Origin of the sequence: Pseudomonas oryziphila (assembly GCF_003940825.1) — a bacterium.
GTDB classification, from domain to species: domain Bacteria; phylum Pseudomonadota; class Gammaproteobacteria; order Pseudomonadales; family Pseudomonadaceae; genus Aquipseudomonas; species Aquipseudomonas sichuanensis.
The window spans coordinates 460965-476410 of sequence record NZ_CP034338.1 but is presented as its reverse complement, the minus strand read 5'-3'; the positions used below and the strand labels follow the sequence as shown (position 1 = coordinate 476410).

13 protein-coding genes are annotated in these 15446 nt (G+C 62.6%); 10 read left to right on the top strand and 3 right to left on the bottom strand.

Going from position 1 to position 15446, the window contains the following annotated elements; genetic code table 11:
• Positions 1–7 precede the first annotated feature (7 nt).
• The 3 genes from EJA05_RS02260 to EJA05_RS02250 are packed head-to-tail and all read right to left on the bottom strand — an operon-like array spanning position 8 to position 2461.
• The gene (locus EJA05_RS02260; protein ID WP_125462355.1) at positions 8–772 is read right to left on the bottom strand and encodes a TerB family tellurite resistance protein; all 765 of its coding nucleotides are present in this window, start codon (positions 770–772) and stop codon (positions 8–10) included.
• A gap of 1 nt (position 773) precedes the next feature.
• Entirely contained in the window at positions 774–1445 is a 672-nt protein-coding gene (gene murU / locus EJA05_RS02255; RefSeq protein WP_125857216.1) for an N-acetylmuramate alpha-1-phosphate uridylyltransferase MurU, read from the bottom strand.
• On the bottom strand, positions 1442–2461 hold the full coding sequence (locus tag EJA05_RS02250) for an aminoglycoside phosphotransferase family protein (protein ID WP_125857215.1): 1020 nt from the start codon (positions 2459–2461) through the stop codon (positions 1442–1444). The genes murU and EJA05_RS02250 overlap by 4 nt, the downstream gene beginning before the upstream one ends.
• 131 nt (positions 2462–2592) lie before the next feature.
• Here EJA05_RS02250 and EJA05_RS02245 point away from each other — a divergent pair, with 131 nt between their 5' ends.
• From EJA05_RS02245 to EJA05_RS02200, 10 genes are all read left to right on the top strand, one after another.
• Positions 2593–5427 (top strand): LPS-assembly protein LptD, encoded by a 2835-nt coding sequence (locus tag EJA05_RS02245; RefSeq protein ID WP_125857214.1) that lies wholly within the window; start codon positions 2593–2595, stop codon positions 5425–5427.
• Complete coding sequence (gene surA, locus EJA05_RS02240) at positions 5408–6727, top strand: peptidylprolyl isomerase SurA (RefSeq protein ID WP_125462351.1); 1320 nt, start codon at positions 5408–5410, stop codon at positions 6725–6727. The genes EJA05_RS02245 and surA overlap by 20 nt, the downstream gene beginning before the upstream one ends.
• On the top strand, positions 6724–7713 hold the full coding sequence (gene pdxA, locus EJA05_RS02235; protein ID WP_125857213.1) for a 4-hydroxythreonine-4-phosphate dehydrogenase PdxA: 990 nt from the start codon (positions 6724–6726) through the stop codon (positions 7711–7713). Before surA ends, pdxA begins: the two co-directional genes overlap by 4 nt.
• On the top strand, positions 7710–8510 hold the full coding sequence (gene rsmA / locus EJA05_RS02230) for a 16S rRNA (adenine(1518)-N(6)/adenine(1519)-N(6))-dimethyltransferase RsmA (RefSeq protein ID WP_125462349.1): 801 nt from the start codon (positions 7710–7712) through the stop codon (positions 8508–8510). The genes pdxA and rsmA overlap by 4 nt, the downstream gene beginning before the upstream one ends.
• A 125-nt stretch (positions 8511–8635) precedes the next feature.
• Positions 8636–9016 carry a Co2+/Mg2+ efflux protein ApaG gene (gene apaG / locus EJA05_RS02225; protein WP_125462348.1) on the top strand — a complete coding sequence of 127 codons (381 nt, stop codon included), beginning with the start codon at positions 8636–8638 and terminating at the stop codon, positions 9014–9016.
• On the top strand, positions 9016–9882 hold the full coding sequence (locus EJA05_RS02220; protein ID WP_125857212.1) for a symmetrical bis(5'-nucleosyl)-tetraphosphatase: 867 nt from the start codon (positions 9016–9018) through the stop codon (positions 9880–9882). The genes apaG and EJA05_RS02220 overlap by 1 nt, the downstream gene beginning before the upstream one ends.
• Positions 9883–9895: 13 nt before the next feature.
• Entirely contained in the window at positions 9896–10225 is a 330-nt protein-coding gene (gene glpE / locus EJA05_RS02215; protein WP_125857211.1) for a thiosulfate sulfurtransferase GlpE, read from the top strand.
• Positions 10226–10509: 284 nt separating this feature from the next.
• Positions 10510–12432 (top strand): PrkA family serine protein kinase, encoded by a 1923-nt coding sequence (locus EJA05_RS02210; protein WP_125462345.1) that lies wholly within the window; start codon positions 10510–10512, stop codon positions 12430–12432.
• A 134-nt stretch (positions 12433–12566) separates the two neighbouring features.
• Positions 12567–13838 carry a YeaH/YhbH family protein gene (locus EJA05_RS02205; RefSeq protein ID WP_125462344.1) on the top strand — a complete coding sequence of 424 codons (1272 nt, stop codon included), beginning with the start codon at positions 12567–12569 and terminating at the stop codon, positions 13836–13838.
• On the top strand, positions 13835–15403 hold the full coding sequence (locus EJA05_RS02200; protein ID WP_110994289.1) for a SpoVR family protein: 1569 nt from the start codon (positions 13835–13837) through the stop codon (positions 15401–15403). The genes EJA05_RS02205 and EJA05_RS02200 overlap by 4 nt, the downstream gene beginning before the upstream one ends.
• Positions 15404–15446: the final 43 nt, after the last annotated feature.

Sequence of the window (15446 nt, the reverse complement as noted above, 5' to 3'; positions counted from 1 at the left end):
AACTTAGTTAGAGGCCCCGCCGCTTGCGGATCAGGGCATAGGCCTGGTGCAGCTCGCGCGTGTGCTCGGTCGCCTCGCGCACCTTGGCCTCACTGGCACCACTGCCCACCAGCTTGTCGGGATGGTGCCGGCTGAGCAGTCGCCGATAGGCCTGCTTGACCTTGTCGGCCTCGGTGTCCGGCTCCACCCCAAGAAGACGCAGGGCAGCGGCATAGGTCATCACACCGCCTTCGACCGACGACCGCCGTGGCTCGTACTCCTTGGCCAGAGCCTGCACCTGCTGACGGCTGAGCCCTAGCTGCTCGCCCCATCGCAGCAGCAGGTCGTGCTCATGCCGGCCGGCCTTGCCATCCGCCCAGACCATTCGCCAGCAGGCGCGCAGGGTGCCCTCGGCAGCATGCGGCTGCAACTTGATCCGGCGCAGGTAATGACCCAACCGGCCCTTGCCCGACTTGCCCCGATTGAACGCGGCAATCGCCCGCAGCCGCGCGGGTTCAGCCAGGTCCAGCCGGGTCATTTCCTGACGCGCCTGCTGGATATGCCCCTCGGCAACCCGGCCATCGCTCTTGGCCAGACGCCCAAGCAGCACGAACAGCAACTCTTCGTCGCGCAGCGCCGGGCGCCCGCCCAGGCGCTCGCGCATGTCCTCCCATCCCTGCAGACGCAGGCGCCGATCCATGGCCTGGCCCAGCAGCGCCCCGAGCAAAGCCCCGGGGATACTGGCCATGGCGAAACCGGCCCCGGCACCAATCACTGTGCTTGGCCACCACATGTCAGGCGCGCTCGCCAATCAGGCGTTCGACATCGGCCAGGCGTTCGACAGTGCCGACATCAACCCAGTGCCCCCGGTAGTGCTCGCCACTCACCTGGCCCGCAGCCATGGCCTTGCGCAACAGCGGTGCGAGCTTGAAGGCGCCGGGTTGGCAAGCGTCGAACAGCGCCGGGTCGAGCACCGAGATACCGCTGAAAGTCAGGGTCCCGGGCGCGTCATCGCCATCAGTTACCAGCTCGCCCAGCAGACGGAAGTCGCCTCGCCCGTGGTGCCCGGGGTTGTCTACCAGCACCAGGTGCGCGAGCCCCTGCAACGGCGCCTGCAACGCGCTGAAGTCGTAGTCGGTCCAGATATCGCCGTTGACCAGCACGAACGGCGCGTCACCCAGCAGCGGCAGCGCCTTGAAGATGCCGCCGCCGGTCTCCAGCGGTTCGCCTTCCGGCGAGTAGCGCAGGCGCAGGCCGAAGCGGCTGCCATCGCCCAGGTGATCCTCGATCTGCTGGCCGAGCCAGGCATGGTTGATGACCACTTCGGTGAAGCCGGCTCGGGCCAGCGCTTCCAGGTGGTATTCGATCAATGGCTTGCCGGCGGCCGGCACCAGCGGCTTGGGGGTGTGCAGGGTCAGTGGGCGCATGCGCTCGCCCTTGCCCGCCGCGAGGATCATTGCCTTCATGAATGGGCCCCGGCCTTGAGTTCGCTGATCAGCGCGCCCAGCTCGGCCAACTCCGGACGACGACCAATCACTTCATCTATATAGGCGAAGAAACGCGGTACGTCAGTGAGGTAGCGCGGTTTGCCGTCACGGTGGCAGATGCGGGCGAAAATACCGATCACCTTGAGGTGGCGCTGCACCCCCATCAGGTCGCTGGCGCGGTGGAAGTCCTCGAATGCCGGCTGTACTGGAATACCGGCAGCCTGGGCCTTTTGCCAGTAATCGCTGAGCCACCCCTCGACGCGGCCCTGGGGCCAACTGAGGAAAGCGTCCTTGAACAGGCAGGTGATGTCGTAGGTGACCGGGCCGTAGACCGCGTCCTGGAAATCCAGCACGCCGGGGTTCGGCGTGCTTTGCATCAGGTTGCGCGGCATGTAGTCGCGGTGCACCAGTACTTTAGGTTGCGCCAGGGCGCTGTCGATCAACAGCTGGCTGACCCGCTGCCAGCTGGCCTGCTGGGCCTCGGTCAGCTTCGCGCCCAGCTCGCGGCCAACGTACCACTCCGGGAACAGCTCGACTTCGCGGCGCAGCAGCGCATCGTCGTAGCTAGGCAACGGGGCGTCCATCGGCAGGCGCTGGAACGCCAGCAAGGCTTCGATGGCGTCCTTGAACAAGGCATCGGCGTTGTCGGCATCGATGACGTCCAGGTAAGTCTGGCGCCCCATATCGCCCAAAAGCAGGAAGCCGCGCTCAAGGTCCTGGGCATGGATCTGCGGCACATGCACGCCCGCACTGGCCAGCAGGTGGTCGATGGCAACGAACGGGCGGCAGTTTTCCTGGGGTGGTGGCGCATCCATGACCACGAAGCTGTGGCCGGCGCCCTCCCAGCGGAAGTAGCGGCGGAAACTCGCATCGCTGCTGGCGGCGGTCAGGCTGCCGGCGGGCACGTCACCCCAGCCGTTGGTGCGAAATAGAATCTCGAGCTGCTCGGCGAGCCAGGCAGTCAGTTGTTGCAGACGTACATCTTGGTCGGGCATTACAAGGGTCTCCGACGGCGCTAGCCGTCAAGCGGGTCATGCTTTATTATCCAGCATCTTTTTCAGACCATCGAGAGGCGTGCGGCCCCCACACGCGGGCAGATGGCACGCAGGAAGCCCGGACTAATAAGATGGCATTGAAATCCCCCGCGTTTCGTAGAAAGTTTCCATTGCTGGTCACTGGCGGTCTGCTGGCCCTGCAACCTATGGCCATGCCGCATGCGTTAGCAGCCGAGCAGTTCGACTGCCAAGTGTCCGCTTCCGGCGGCTGGGACTGCAAGCCCAAGGCTGCCAGTAACCTGCCGCCTCGCCCGGTTCATCCGGGTGCCGCTGCCGCCAGTTCCGGTGATGAAACACCGGAGCAAGTAGCCCAGGAACAGGCCGACAAGCCGGTACTGGTTACCGAGAGCAAAGGCCGCGCCCTGAAATCGCGCAGCGAAGACTACAGCCACCTCGACTGGGTACCCCGCGAGAAGCTAACTGCCGCGCAACTGGCCGAGACCGGCCCGTACTGCGGTGGCGCCTATATCGAGCCAATCCGTCCGGGCATGGATGACACCACGCCCAAGGACGAAGCCCCGACCTACATCAACGCCAAGGTTTCCAAGTACCAGCAGGAGCAGCAGATCGCCACCCTCGCCGGTGACGTGGTCATGCGCCAGGGCAGCATGCAGGCCGAAGCGGACGAAGCCAACCTGTACCAGGCCGAGAACCGTGGCGAGCTCAAGGGCAACGTCAAGATCCGTGACAACGGCTCGCTGGTAGTCGGCGATGAGGCACAGATTCAGCTCGACACCGGCGAAGCCCGGGTCGACAACGCCGAATACGTGATGCACAAATCGCACATCCGCGGTAATGCGCTGTACGCCAAGCGCGCGGAAAACGCGATCATCCGCCTCAAGGACGGTACCTATACCACCTGTGAGCCGGGCAGCAACGCATGGCAGCTCAAGGGCAACAACATCACCCTCAACCCGGCCACCGGCTTTGGTACTGCCACCAACGTCACGCTGCGGGTCAAGGATTTCCCGGTCTTCTATACGCCGTACATCTACTTCCCGATCGATGATCGTCGGCAGTCCGGCTTCCTGCCGCCATCGTTCAGCAGCAGCAGCGATACCGGCTTCATGCTGGTCACCCCGTACTACTTCAACCTGGCGCCGAACTACGACGCCACGTTGTACCCGCGCTACATGGCCAAGCGCGGCATGCTCATGGAAGGCGAGTTCCGCTACCTGACCAAATCCAGCGAAGGTCAGTTCGGTGGCGCCTACCTGAGCGATCAGGACGACGACCGCAAGCTGCAGACGGACTACAAGAAAGAACGCTGGATGATCAACTGGCAGCACAAGGGCGGCCTGGATGATCGCCTGATGGGCGAGGTGGACTACACCGACATCAGCGACCCGTTCTACTTCCAGGACCTGGAATCGGACCAGATCGGTGTCGAGAGCCGGGACTACGTCAACCAGCGCGGCACGCTCAACTACCGTGGCGACGACTACACCGCCCGGTTGAATGTGCATGCCTACGAAATGGCGACCATTTCGCAGATCACCCCTTACGACAAGCTTCCACAGCTCTCGATCACCGGCTTGCTGCCGTATCACCCTGAAGGGCTCGATCTCAGCTACGAAGCCGAGGCCGTTCGCTTCGAACGTGACCTGAAGAACGATCTGGTGTTCGACAAGGATGGCCTGCCTGACAAGTCGCTCGGCCTCGTGACCGATGCTGACGGCAATGTCCTCGGCGGCCGCCGCCTTGACGAGAGCGTCACCGGCATCGCCCGTGCCAACGGTACCCGCCTGCACGCGGCACCGGCCATCAGCCTGCCGATGGAAGCGAGCTACGGCTACATCAAGCCGAAACTCAAGTACGCCGTCACCCGCTATGACCTCGACCTGGACAGCCAGGGCCAGGCCCAGGCGATCACGCAGTCGGGCCTTCCGGGCTATGGCAGCTACAACAGCACGCTGAACCGTGATATCCCGATCTTCAGCGTCGACAGCGGCCTGTACTTCGACCGCAACACCCAGATGTTCGGCACCAATTACCGCCAGACCCTCGAGCCGCGACTGTTCTACCTCTACGTCCCGTACAAGGACCAGAAGGACATTCCGATCTTCGATACGAGCGAGCGCCTTTTCGACTACGCTTCGCTGTTCCGCGACAACCGCTTCAGCGGCACCGATCGCATCGGCGACGAAAACAAGCTGTCGCTGGGTGTGACCAACCGCTGGATCGAGGACAACGGCTTCCAGCGTCAGCGCTTCAGCATCGGCCAGGCGTTCTACTTCAAGGACCGCAAGGTCCAGTTGCCAGGCATCGACTACAGCACCCGCAAGGACAGCCTGTCGGACGTGTCACCGTACGCTCTGGAATACGAGTACGCCTTCAATCGCGACTGGCGCTTCAACTCGGACTTCAACTGGGACCCGGACAGCCGCAGCACCCGCTCGGGTAGCGCGATGTTCCACTACCAGCCTGAAGACAATCCGAACAAGATCGTCAACCTCGGCTACCGCTACCGCAACGACCTGATCACCTATGACTCGCTGACCGGCTTGTGGAAAGTTGGCGGCGGTGACTACGGCACTCCAGGCGAACCGGGCTACATCAAGGATTACTACAAGATCCAGCAGCACGACTTCTCGGTCATCTGGCCGATCGTTCCGCAGTGGAGCGTGATCGCGCGCTGGCAGCACGACTACAACCGCAACCGCACCCTGGAAGCCATGGGTGGTTTCGAGTACGACAACTGCTGCTGGAAGCTGCGCCTGATCAACCGCTACTGGATGGACTACGACGACTTCAGCCAGGCGGTCCCGGACAACGAGAAGGGCGACCACGGTATCTTCCTGCAAGTCGTGCTCAAGGGCCTCGGCGGTGTAGTGGGCAACAAGGTTGAGTCGTTCCTGGACAAAGGCATTCAAGGTTATCGTGAACGTGAAGACCAAGCTTATTGATCGTCTGCGCCCGCTGATGCTGGGCGCCGTTTTACTCAGTGGCGCGGCGCATGCCGCCCCGCAGTCCCTGGACCGCGTGGTGGCCATCGTCGACAACGACGTGGTCATGCAGAGCCAACTGGACCAGCGCGTGCGTGAAGTCCAGCAGACCATCGCCAAGCGCGGTGGCGGCGTGCCGCCGGCCGGCGCGCTGGAGCAGCAGGTGCTGGAGCGCCTGATCGTCGAGAACCTGCAACTGCAGATCGGCGAGCGCTCGGGCATCCGCATCACCGATGAAGAGCTGAACCAGGCCGTCGGCACGATTGCCCAGCGCAATGGCATGTCGCTGGAGCAGTTCCGTGCTGCCCTGGCCCATGATGGCCTGTCGTTCGACGACGCCCGCGAACAGATCAAGCGCGAGATGATCATCAGCCGCGTGCGTCAGCGTCGTGTCGCCGAACGCATCCAGGTGTCCGAGCAGGAAGTGAAGAACTTCCTCAATTCCGACCTCGGCAAGATGCAGATGTCGGAAGAATACCGCCTGGCCAACATCCTCATCCCGACCCCGGAAGGCGCCAACTCGGAAGCCATCCAGGCGGCAGCTCGCCAAGCGGGCGGCGTCTACCAGCAGCTCAAGCAAGGCGCTGACTTCGGCCAACTGGCCATCGCACGCTCGGCCAGCGAGAACGCCCTGGAAGGCGGCGAGATGGGCTGGCGTAAAGCCGGCCAACTGCCACCGGACTTCGCCAAGATGCTCAGCAGCATGAGCGCCGGCGACGTCACCCAGCCTATTCGCATCCCCAACGGCTTCATCATCCTCAAGCTCGAGGAGAAACGTGGTGGCAGCGAGAGCGTGCTGCGTGACGAAGTGCATGTACGCCACATCCTGATCAAGCCAAGCGAGATCCGCAGCGAAGCCGCCACCAAGGAGCTCGCTGAAAAACTGTACGACCGGATCAACAGCGGCGAAGACTTTGCCACCCTGGCCAAGAGCTTCTCGGAAGACCCAGGCTCTGCACTCCACGGTGGCGACCTGAACTGGGTCGACCCGGACAGCCTGGTCCCGGAATTCCGCGAGCAGATGGCCGACGCCAAACAAGGCGTGGTGACCAAGCCGTTCCGCACCCAGTACGGCTGGCACGTGCTTGAAGTGCTGGGCCGCCGCGCCACCGACAGCACTGAAAAAGCCCGTGAGCAGCAGGCCATGAGCGTCCTGCGCAACCGCAAGTACGACGAAGAGCTGCAGACCTGGCTGCGCCAGATCCGCGACGAGGCCTACGTTGAAGTCAAGCTGCCTGGCGCTGACCAGGCCACCCAGTGAAGCCCCTGCGCTTTGCCGTTACACCCGGCGAACCAGCCGGCATAGGCCCCGACCTGTGCCTGCTGCTCGCCGCCGAGGCCCAGCCCCATCCCCTGATCGCCATCACCAGCCGTGACCTGCTCGCCGAGCGGGCCACGCAGCTGGGCCTGGCCGTCAGCCTGCTGGCCGTCACTCCAGACAACCTGCCCGAACACCCTGCCCCTGCCGGCAGCTTGTACGTCTGGGATACGCCCTTGGCCGCACCCGTGGCCGCCGGGCAACTGAACCAGGCCAACGCCGCATTCGTGCTGGAAACGCTGACACGCGCCGGGCAAGGCTGCCTTGACGGGCACTTTGCCGGGATGATCACCGCCCCGGTGCACAAAGGCGTGATCAACGAGAGCGGTATCGCCTTCTCCGGGCATACCGAGTTCCTTGCCGAGCTCACCCACACCGCACAGGTGGTCATGATGCTGGCCACCCATGGCCTGCGCGTGGCCCTGGTGACCACGCACCTGCCGCTGCGCGACATTGCCGACGCCATCACCGCCGAGCGCCTGGAGCGCGTGACCCGCATCCTGCATGCGGACATGCGTGACAAGTTCGGCATCGGCAAACCACGCATCCTGGTCTGCGGGCTCAACCCGCATGCCGGCGAAGGCGGCCACCTTGGCCGCGAAGAAATCGACATCATCGAGCCCGTACTGGAGCGCCTGCGTACCGAAGGCATGGACCTGCGCGGACCATTACCGGCCGATACCCTGTTTACCCCCAAATATCTGGAGCACTGCGACGCAGTGCTGGCGATGTACCACGACCAAGGCCTGCCCGTACTCAAGTACAAGGGCTTCGGCGCCGCGGTCAACGTGACGCTGGGCCTGCCGATCATCCGTACTTCGGTCGACCACGGCACCGCCCTGGACCTGGCCGGCACAGGCAAGATCGACACCGGCAGCCTGCGCGTCGCCCTGGAAACCGCCTACCAGATGGCCGAGAACCGACCATGACCGAGCATTACCAACACCGGGCGCGCAAGCGCTTCGGCCAGAACTTCCTGCATGACGCCGGAATCATCGACCGCATCCTGCGGGCGATCCACGCCAAGGCCGGCGAAAACCTGCTGGAAATCGGCCCTGGCCAGGGCGCCCTCACCGAGGGCCTGCTGAACAGCGGCGCACAACTGGACGTGGTGGAGCTGGACAAGGACCTGGTGCCGATCCTGCAACACAAGTTCGCCGGGCGTGACAATTTCCGCCTGCACCAGGGCGACGCCCTGAAGTTCGACTTCAATCAGTTGGGCGTACCGCAACGCAGCCTGAAGGTCGTGGGCAACCTGCCCTACAACATCTCCACGCCGCTGATCTTCCACCTGCTGGCACACGCCAACCTGATCCGCGACATGCATTTCATGCTGCAGAAGGAAGTGGTCGAGCGCATGGCCGCAGGGCCTGGCGGTGGTGACTGGGGGCGGTTGTCGATCATGGTGCAGTACCACTGCCGCGTGGAACACCTGTTCAACGTAGGCCCCGGCGCCTTCAACCCACCACCGAAGGTCGATTCGGCCATCGTGCGCCTGGTGCCCCATGAAGTGCTGCCTTACCCGGCCAAGGACCCTCTGCTGCTGGAGCGTGTCGTGCGCGAAGCGTTCAACCAGCGCCGCAAGACCCTGCGCAACACTCTCAAGGGCCTGCTCGACAGCCAGGCCATCGAGGCTGCAGGCGTCGATGGCAGCCTGCGCCCCGAGCAACTGGACCTGGCAGCGTTCGTGCGCCTGGCCGACAAGCTGGCCGAGCAGCAAGGCTGACCCCACGTCGCAACACAGGCTCGCTCCCGTGGGAGCGGGCCTGCCCCGCGATCAGCCATGACTGGCCCTCCCCCCCGCCAATGGCCTAGACTGCATTATTGCGTCAGTTCGCCCAAGGCCCTTGCATGTCCGACCCCCGCTACCAGATCGACGTCAGCGTCGTGACCCGCTACCTCAAAGAACAATCCGACCCCGAAAACAGTCGCTTCGCTTTCGCCTACACCATCACCGTGCAGAACAACGGCACGGTCAAGGCCAAGCTGATGTCACGTCACTGGCTGATCACCAATGGCGATGGCGAAGTCGAGGAAGTGCGCGGCGCCGGCGTGATCGGCCAACAACCGCTGATCGACCCAGGCCAGAGCCACACCTACAGCAGCGGGGCGGTCATCACCACCCGCGTTGGCACCATGCAGGGCAGCTATCAGATGTTCGCCGAAGACGGTAAACGCTTCGATGCCGAGATCGCACCCTTCCGCCTAGCCGTTCCCGGGGCCCTGCACTGATGGCCACTTACGCGGTCGGTGACCTGCAAGGCTGCCTGCAGCCGCTCAAGTGCCTTCTCGAACGTGTACGCTTCGACCCTGCCGTCGATCGCCTGTGGCTGGTGGGTGACCTGGTCAACCGCGGCCCCGAGTCGCTCGAAACGCTGCGCTACCTGTACTCCATCCGCCACGTCCTGGTGTGTGTGCTGGGTAACCACGACCTGCACCTGCTGGCCGCCTGGCATAACGTCGAGCGCCTGAAGAAGAGCGACACCCTGCGCGAAATCATCGAAGCGCCGGACGCCGACCAGCTGTTCGACTGGCTGCGCCAGCAGAAGCTGCTGCACTACGACGAGCCCCGTGGCATCGCCATGGTTCATGCCGGGATCCCGCCGCAATGGACCCTGGGCAGAGCGCTGGAGCTGGCTGCCGAAGTCGAGGAAGTGCTGCGCGACGACAATCGCCTGAAGCTCTACCTGGACGGCATGTACGGCAACGAGCCGAACAAGTGGAGCAAGGATCTCACCGGCGTCGAGCGCCTGCGGGTGATCACCAACTACTTCACCCGCATGCGCTTCTGCACCGCCGCCGGCAAGCTCGACCTCAAGACCAAGGAAGGCGCAGACAGCGCGCCAAAAGGCTACAAGCCATGGTTCGACCACCCCGACCGTCGTGCGCGCCATGTGAAGATCATCTTCGGCCACTGGGCCGCCCTTGAAGGCCGCGTCGATGCGCGGGGTGTCATCGCCCTGGACACCGGCTGCGTCTGGGGTGGCGCCATGACCCTGTACAACGTCGACAGCGGCGAGTACCACCGCTGCGACTGCACCCGCGAGGGCACCCCTCGCCTGCCGGCAGCACCGGCCGCCCCTACCGATCAGCCCTGAAGGAACCGCCCCCATGAGCGAATTCAAGCGCATCCCCCCCGAGCAGGCCCACGCCCTGCGTAAACAAGGCGCGGTCGTGGTCGACATTCGCGACCCGCAAGCCTATGCCGCCGGCCACATCCGCGGCGCCACTCATCTGGATAACCACTCGGTTGCCGACTTCATCCGCAACGCCGACCTCGACGCGCCTACACTGGTAGTCTGCTACCACGGCAACTCCAGCCAGAGCGCCGCCGCCTATCTCGTCGGCCAGGGCTTCTCCAACGTCTACAGCATCGACGGAGGCTTCGAGCTGTGGCGCAGCACCTACCCGGGCGAAACCGCCCAGGGCAGCGCTGAATAATTTTTTTCATTTTTCCTGCAGCCCGCGTTCCGTGCGGGCTCGCGACCGACCTGACGAACGGTCGCAGATGTCTTCTTCGCCCCCCGCCCTTGACCTCTCGTATAACCAACTATCCTTAAGCCCAGGCCATCCAAAAAAGGGGAGAGCCGGTACACCGGCGTGCGGGTCATCGGTAGCGTTTCAGGGTGTTCTGGGGGGTATACAGCAACCGGCAAAAACCGGTTGCATGCCAGCATCGGCTGACTGATCCGGCGTCGTCTCCACGTATCGAGCGAGGTGACGTCATGAGCATTTTTAGCCACTTCCAACAACGTTTCGAGTCCACCCGCCAGGAAGAACTCACGCTGCAGGAGTACCTCGAGCTGTGCAAAGAGGATCGCAGCGCCTATGCCTCGGCGGCCGAGCGGCTGTTGCTGGCCATCGGCGACCCAGAGCTGATCGACACCTCAAGCAACTCCAGGCTGTCGCGGATCTTCTCCAACAAGGTGATCCGCCGCTATCCGGCCTTTGCCGACTTCCACGGGATGGAAGAATGCATCGACCAGATCGTCTCCTACTTCCGCCATGCCGCCCAAGGCCTGGAAGAGAAGAAGCAGATCCTCTACCTGCTGGGCCCGGTGGGCGGCGGTAAATCGTCGCTGGCCGAGAAACTCAAGCAGCTGATGGAAAAAGTACCTTTCTATGCCATCAAGGGCTCGCCGGTATTCGAGTCACCGCTGGGGTTGTTCAACGCCACCGAAGATGGCGCGATTCTCGAAGAAGAGTACGGCATCAACCGCCGCTACCTGAACACCATCATGTCGCCCTGGGCCACCAAACGCCTGCAGGAGTTCGGCGGTGATATCAGCAAGTTCAAGGTGGTCAAGCTCTATCCTTCGATCCTCAACCAGATCGCCATCGCCAAGACCGAACCCGGTGACGAGAACAACCAGGACATCTCTGCTCTGGTCGGCAAGGTGGATATCCGCAAGCTCGAAGAATTCCCGCAGAACGACGCCGACGCCTACAGCTATTCGGGCGCGCTGTGCCGGGCCAACCAGGGCCTGATGGAATTCGTCGAGATGTTCAAGGCGCCGATCAAGGTCCTGCACCCCTTGCTCACCGCCACCCAGGAAGGCAACTACAACAGCACCGAAGGCCTCGGGGCCATCCCCTATACCGGTATCCTGCTGGCCCACTCCAACGAATCGGAGTGGCACACCTTCCGCAACAACAAGAACAACGAAGCCTTCATCGACCGTATCTACATCGTCAAGGTGCCCTACTGCCTGCGGGTCAGCGACGAGATCAAGATCTACGACAAGCTGTTGGTCAACAGCTCGCTGGCCAAGGCTCACTGCGCGCCCGACACCCTCAAGATGCTGGCCCAGTTCACCGTACTTTCGCGGCTCAAGGAGCCGGAAAACTCCAACATCTATTCGAAGATGCGGGTCTATGACGGTGAGAATCTCAAGGACACCGACCCCAAGGCCAAATCGATCCAGGAGTACCGCGACTCGGCAGGCGTCGACGAGGGCATGAACGGCCTGTCGACCCGCTTCGCCTTCAAGATCCTGTCCAAGGTGTTCAACTTCGACCCGCACGAAATCGCGGCCAACCCGGTGCACCTGCTGTATGTGCTGGAGCAGCAGATCGAGCAGGAGCAATTCCCGGCCGAAGTGCGCGAACGCTACCTGCGCTACCTCAAGGAATACCTGGCGCCGCGCTACATCGAGTTCATCGGCAAGGAAATCCAGACCGCCTACCTCGAGTCCTACAGCGAGTACGGCCAGAACATCTTCGACCGCTACGTGCTGTATGCCGATTTCTGGATTCAGGACCAGGAGTACCGCGACCCGGAAACCGGCGAGATCCTCAACCGCATCGCCCTCAACGAAGAGCTGGAGAAGATCGAGAAACCGGCCGGCATCAGCAATCCGAAGGACTTCCGCAACGAAATCGTCAACTTCGTGCTGCGCGCCCGGGCCAACAACAATGGCAAGAACCCCAGCTGGCTCAGCTACGAGAAGCTGCGGGTGGTCATCGAGAAGAAAATGTTCTCCAACACCGAGGACCTGCTGCCGGTCATCAGCTTCAATGCCAAGGCCAGCAAGGAGGATCAACAGAAGCACAACGACTTCGTCACCCGGATGGTCGAGCGTGGCTACACCGACAAACAGGTGCGCCTGCTGTCGGAATGGTACCTGCGGGTCCGCAAATCGCAATAAAGCGGCAAGCGACAAGCCGCAAGCTGCAAGCCGCGCAGCGCCAGGGCGAGCTCTGGCGCTACGGCTTTCAGCAGCGGTGGCTGCTCCAACTTGCAGCTTGAGAGTGGTAGCTGCATCCAGTCACCGGAGGGATCATGAGCTACGTAATCGACCGACGCCTAAACGGCAAGAACAAGAGCACGGTCAACCGCCAGCGTTTTTTGCGGCGCTACCGTGAGCACATCAAGAAAGCCGTCGAAGAGGCCGTTAGCCGCCGCTCCATCATGGACATGGAGCATGGCGAGCAGATCAGCATCCCGGGCCGTGACATCGACGAACCGGTGCTGCACCACGGTCGCGGCGGCAAGCAGACCATCGTCCACCCCGGCAACAAAGAGTTCACTGCAGGTGAGCATATCGCTCGACCACAAGGCGGCGGTGGGGGTGGCGGGCGCGGCAAGGCCGGCAACTCCGGCGAGGGCATGGACGATTTCGTCTTCCAGATCACCCAGGAAGAGTTTCTCGAATTCATGTTCGAGGACCTTGAGCTGCCCAACCTGGTCAAACGCCACCTGACCGGTGCCGACACCTTCAAGACCGTGCGCGCCGGGATCGCCAACGAAGGCAACCCCTCGCGCATCAACATCGTGCGCACCCTGCGTTCGGCCCATGCCCGGCGCATCGCCCTGACGGGCAGCAGCCGCGCACTGTTGCGCGAAGCACAAAAGGAGCTGGATCGGCTGAAAGTCGAGGAGCCCGACAATTTCACCGACATCCAGGAAACCGAGGCCGAGATCGAGCGGCTCAAGGCACGTATCAACCGCCTGCCGTTCCTCGATACCTTCGACCTCAAGTACAACCTGCTGGTCAAGCAGCCCAACCCCAGCTCCAAGGCGGTGATGTTCTGCCTGATGGACGTTTCCGGCTCCATGACCCAGGCCACCAAGGACATCGCCAAACGCTTTTTCATCCTCTTGTACCTGTTCCTCAAGCGGAACTATGACCGCATCGAGGTAGTGTTCATCCGGCACCACACCAGTGCCCGCGAAGTCGACGAGGAAGAATTCTTCTACTCCCGCGAAACCGGCGGCACCATCGTTTCCAGTGCGCTCAAGCTGATGCAGGAAATCATGGCTGAGCGCTACCCGGCCAGCGACTGGAACATCTACGCCGCCCAGGCGTCCGACGGTGACAACTGGAACGACGACTCGCCGATCTGCCGCGACATCCTGTCCAAGCAGATCATGCCGCACGTGCAGTACTACACTTATGTCGAAATCACCCCGCGCGAGCATCAGGCGCTGTGGTACGAATACGAGCGCATCGGCGAGGGTTTCCCCGACACCTTTGCCCAGCAACAGTTGGTATCGGCCGGCGACATCTACCCGGTCTTCCGTGAACTCTTCCAGCGCAGGTTAGCCACATGACCGCCAGAGAGCAGAGACGCCAACCCATTTCCACCGGCTCCGAATGGACATTCGAGCTGATCCAGACCTACGACCGTGAGATCAGTCGCCTGGCCGCGCGTTACGCGCTGGATACCTACCCAAACCAGATCGAAGTGATCACCGCCGAGCAAATGATGGACGCCTATGCGTCCGTGGGCATGCCGTTGGGTTATCACCACTGGTCCTATGGCAAGCAATTTCTCAGTACCGAGAAATCCTACAGCCGTGGGCAGATGGGCCTGGCCTACGAGATCGTGATCAATTCCGACCCGTGCATCGCCTACCTGATGGAAGAGAACACCATGTGCATGCAGGCGCTGGTGATCGCCCATGCCTGCTATGGTCACAACAGTTTCTTCAAGGGCAACTACCTGTTCCGTACCTGGACAGACGCAAGTTCCATCATCGACTACCTGGTATTCGCCAAGCAGTACATCGCCCAGTGCGAGGAGCGCCACGGCATCGACGCTGTCGAGGACCTGATCGACTCCTGCCACGCCCTGATGAACTATGGCGTCGACCGCTACAAACGCCCCTACCCGATCTCGGCCGAAGAGGAGCGCCGCCGGCAGAAGGAGCGCGAAGAACACCTGCAGCGGCAGATCAACGACCTGTGGCGCACCATCCCCAAAGGCACCGAAAAGGGCGGCGAGCGCGACGATGCGCGCTTCCCTGCCGAACCTCAGGAAAACATCCTGTATTTCATCGAGAAACACGCGCCGCTGCTCGAACCCTGGCAGCGTGAAGTGGTGCGCATCGTGCGCAAGATTGCGCAGTATTTCTACCCGCAGCGCCAAACCCAGGTGATGAACGAGGGCTGGGCGACCTTCTGGCACTACACCCTGATGAACGACCTGTACGACGAAGGGCTGATCACCGAAGGCTTCATGATGGAGTTCCTTCAGTCGCACACCAGCGTGGTGTTCCAGCCGGGCTTCGACAGCCCCTATTACAGCGGCATCAACCCCTACGCCCTGGGGTTTGCCATGTACACCGACATCCGCCGCATCTGCGAAAACCCGACGGAAGAGGATCGCCGTTGGTTCCCGGACATCGCCGGCAGTGACTGGCTTTCCACCCTCAAATTCGCCATGAGCAGCTTCAAGGACGAGAGTTTCATCCTGCAGTACCTGTCACCGAAAGTGATGCGCGACCTCAAGCTGTTCAGCATTCTCGACGACGACCAGCGCGACGATCTGCTGGTGCCGGCGATCCATGACGAGGATGGCTATCGCACCATCCGTGAACAGTTGGCCGCCCAGTACAACCTGGGCAACCGTGAACCCAACGTGCAGATCTGGAGCATCGACCGCCGCGGCGACCGCTCCCTGACCCTGCGCCATCAGCAGCACAACCGTAAACCACTGGGCGACTCCACCGACGAAGTGCTCAAGCACCTGCACCGCCTGTGGGGCTTCGACATCCACCTCGAGACCGTCCAGGGCGACCAGGTGATGAAAACCCACCACATGCCGCCCCGCAGCGAACACGGCGAGGCCGGCGACTACGGGCGCATGGACCTGGCCGTGGTGCACCACCTCTAGCGCAGCACCCCCTCCATTGCTGTCGACAAGGTATCCTGTCGCC

Bases quoted from the DNA above. Each gene is read 5' to 3' on its own strand.
- EJA05_RS02250 (WP_125857215.1), bottom strand. From the start codon at position 2,461: ATGCCCGACCAAGATGTACGTCTGCAACAACTGACTGCCTGGCTCGCC.
- EJA05_RS02220 (WP_125857212.1), top strand. From the start codon at position 9,016: ATGGCCACTTACGCGGTCGGTGACCTGCAAGGCTGCCTGCAGCCGCTC.
- apaG (WP_125462348.1), top strand. From the start codon at position 8,636: ATGTCCGACCCCCGCTACCAGATCGACGTCAGCGTCGTGACCCGCTAC.
- rsmA (WP_125462349.1), top strand. From the start codon at position 7,710: ATGACCGAGCATTACCAACACCGGGCGCGCAAGCGCTTCGGCCAGAAC.
- murU (WP_125857216.1), bottom strand. From the start codon at position 1,445: ATGAAGGCAATGATCCTCGCGGCGGGCAAGGGCGAGCGCATGCGCCCA.
- EJA05_RS02245 (WP_125857214.1), top strand. From the start codon at position 2,593: ATGGCATTGAAATCCCCCGCGTTTCGTAGAAAGTTTCCATTGCTGGTC.
- EJA05_RS02260 (WP_125462355.1), bottom strand. From the start codon at position 772: ATGTGGTGGCCAAGCACAGTGATTGGTGCCGGGGCCGGTTTCGCCATG.
- EJA05_RS02205 (WP_125462344.1), top strand. From the start codon at position 12,567: ATGAGCTACGTAATCGACCGACGCCTAAACGGCAAGAACAAGAGCACG.
- glpE (WP_125857211.1), top strand. From the start codon at position 9,896: ATGAGCGAATTCAAGCGCATCCCCCCCGAGCAGGCCCACGCCCTGCGT.
- EJA05_RS02200 (WP_110994289.1), top strand. From the start codon at position 13,835: ATGACCGCCAGAGAGCAGAGACGCCAACCCATTTCCACCGGCTCCGAA.
- EJA05_RS02210 (WP_125462345.1), top strand. From the start codon at position 10,510: ATGAGCATTTTTAGCCACTTCCAACAACGTTTCGAGTCCACCCGCCAG.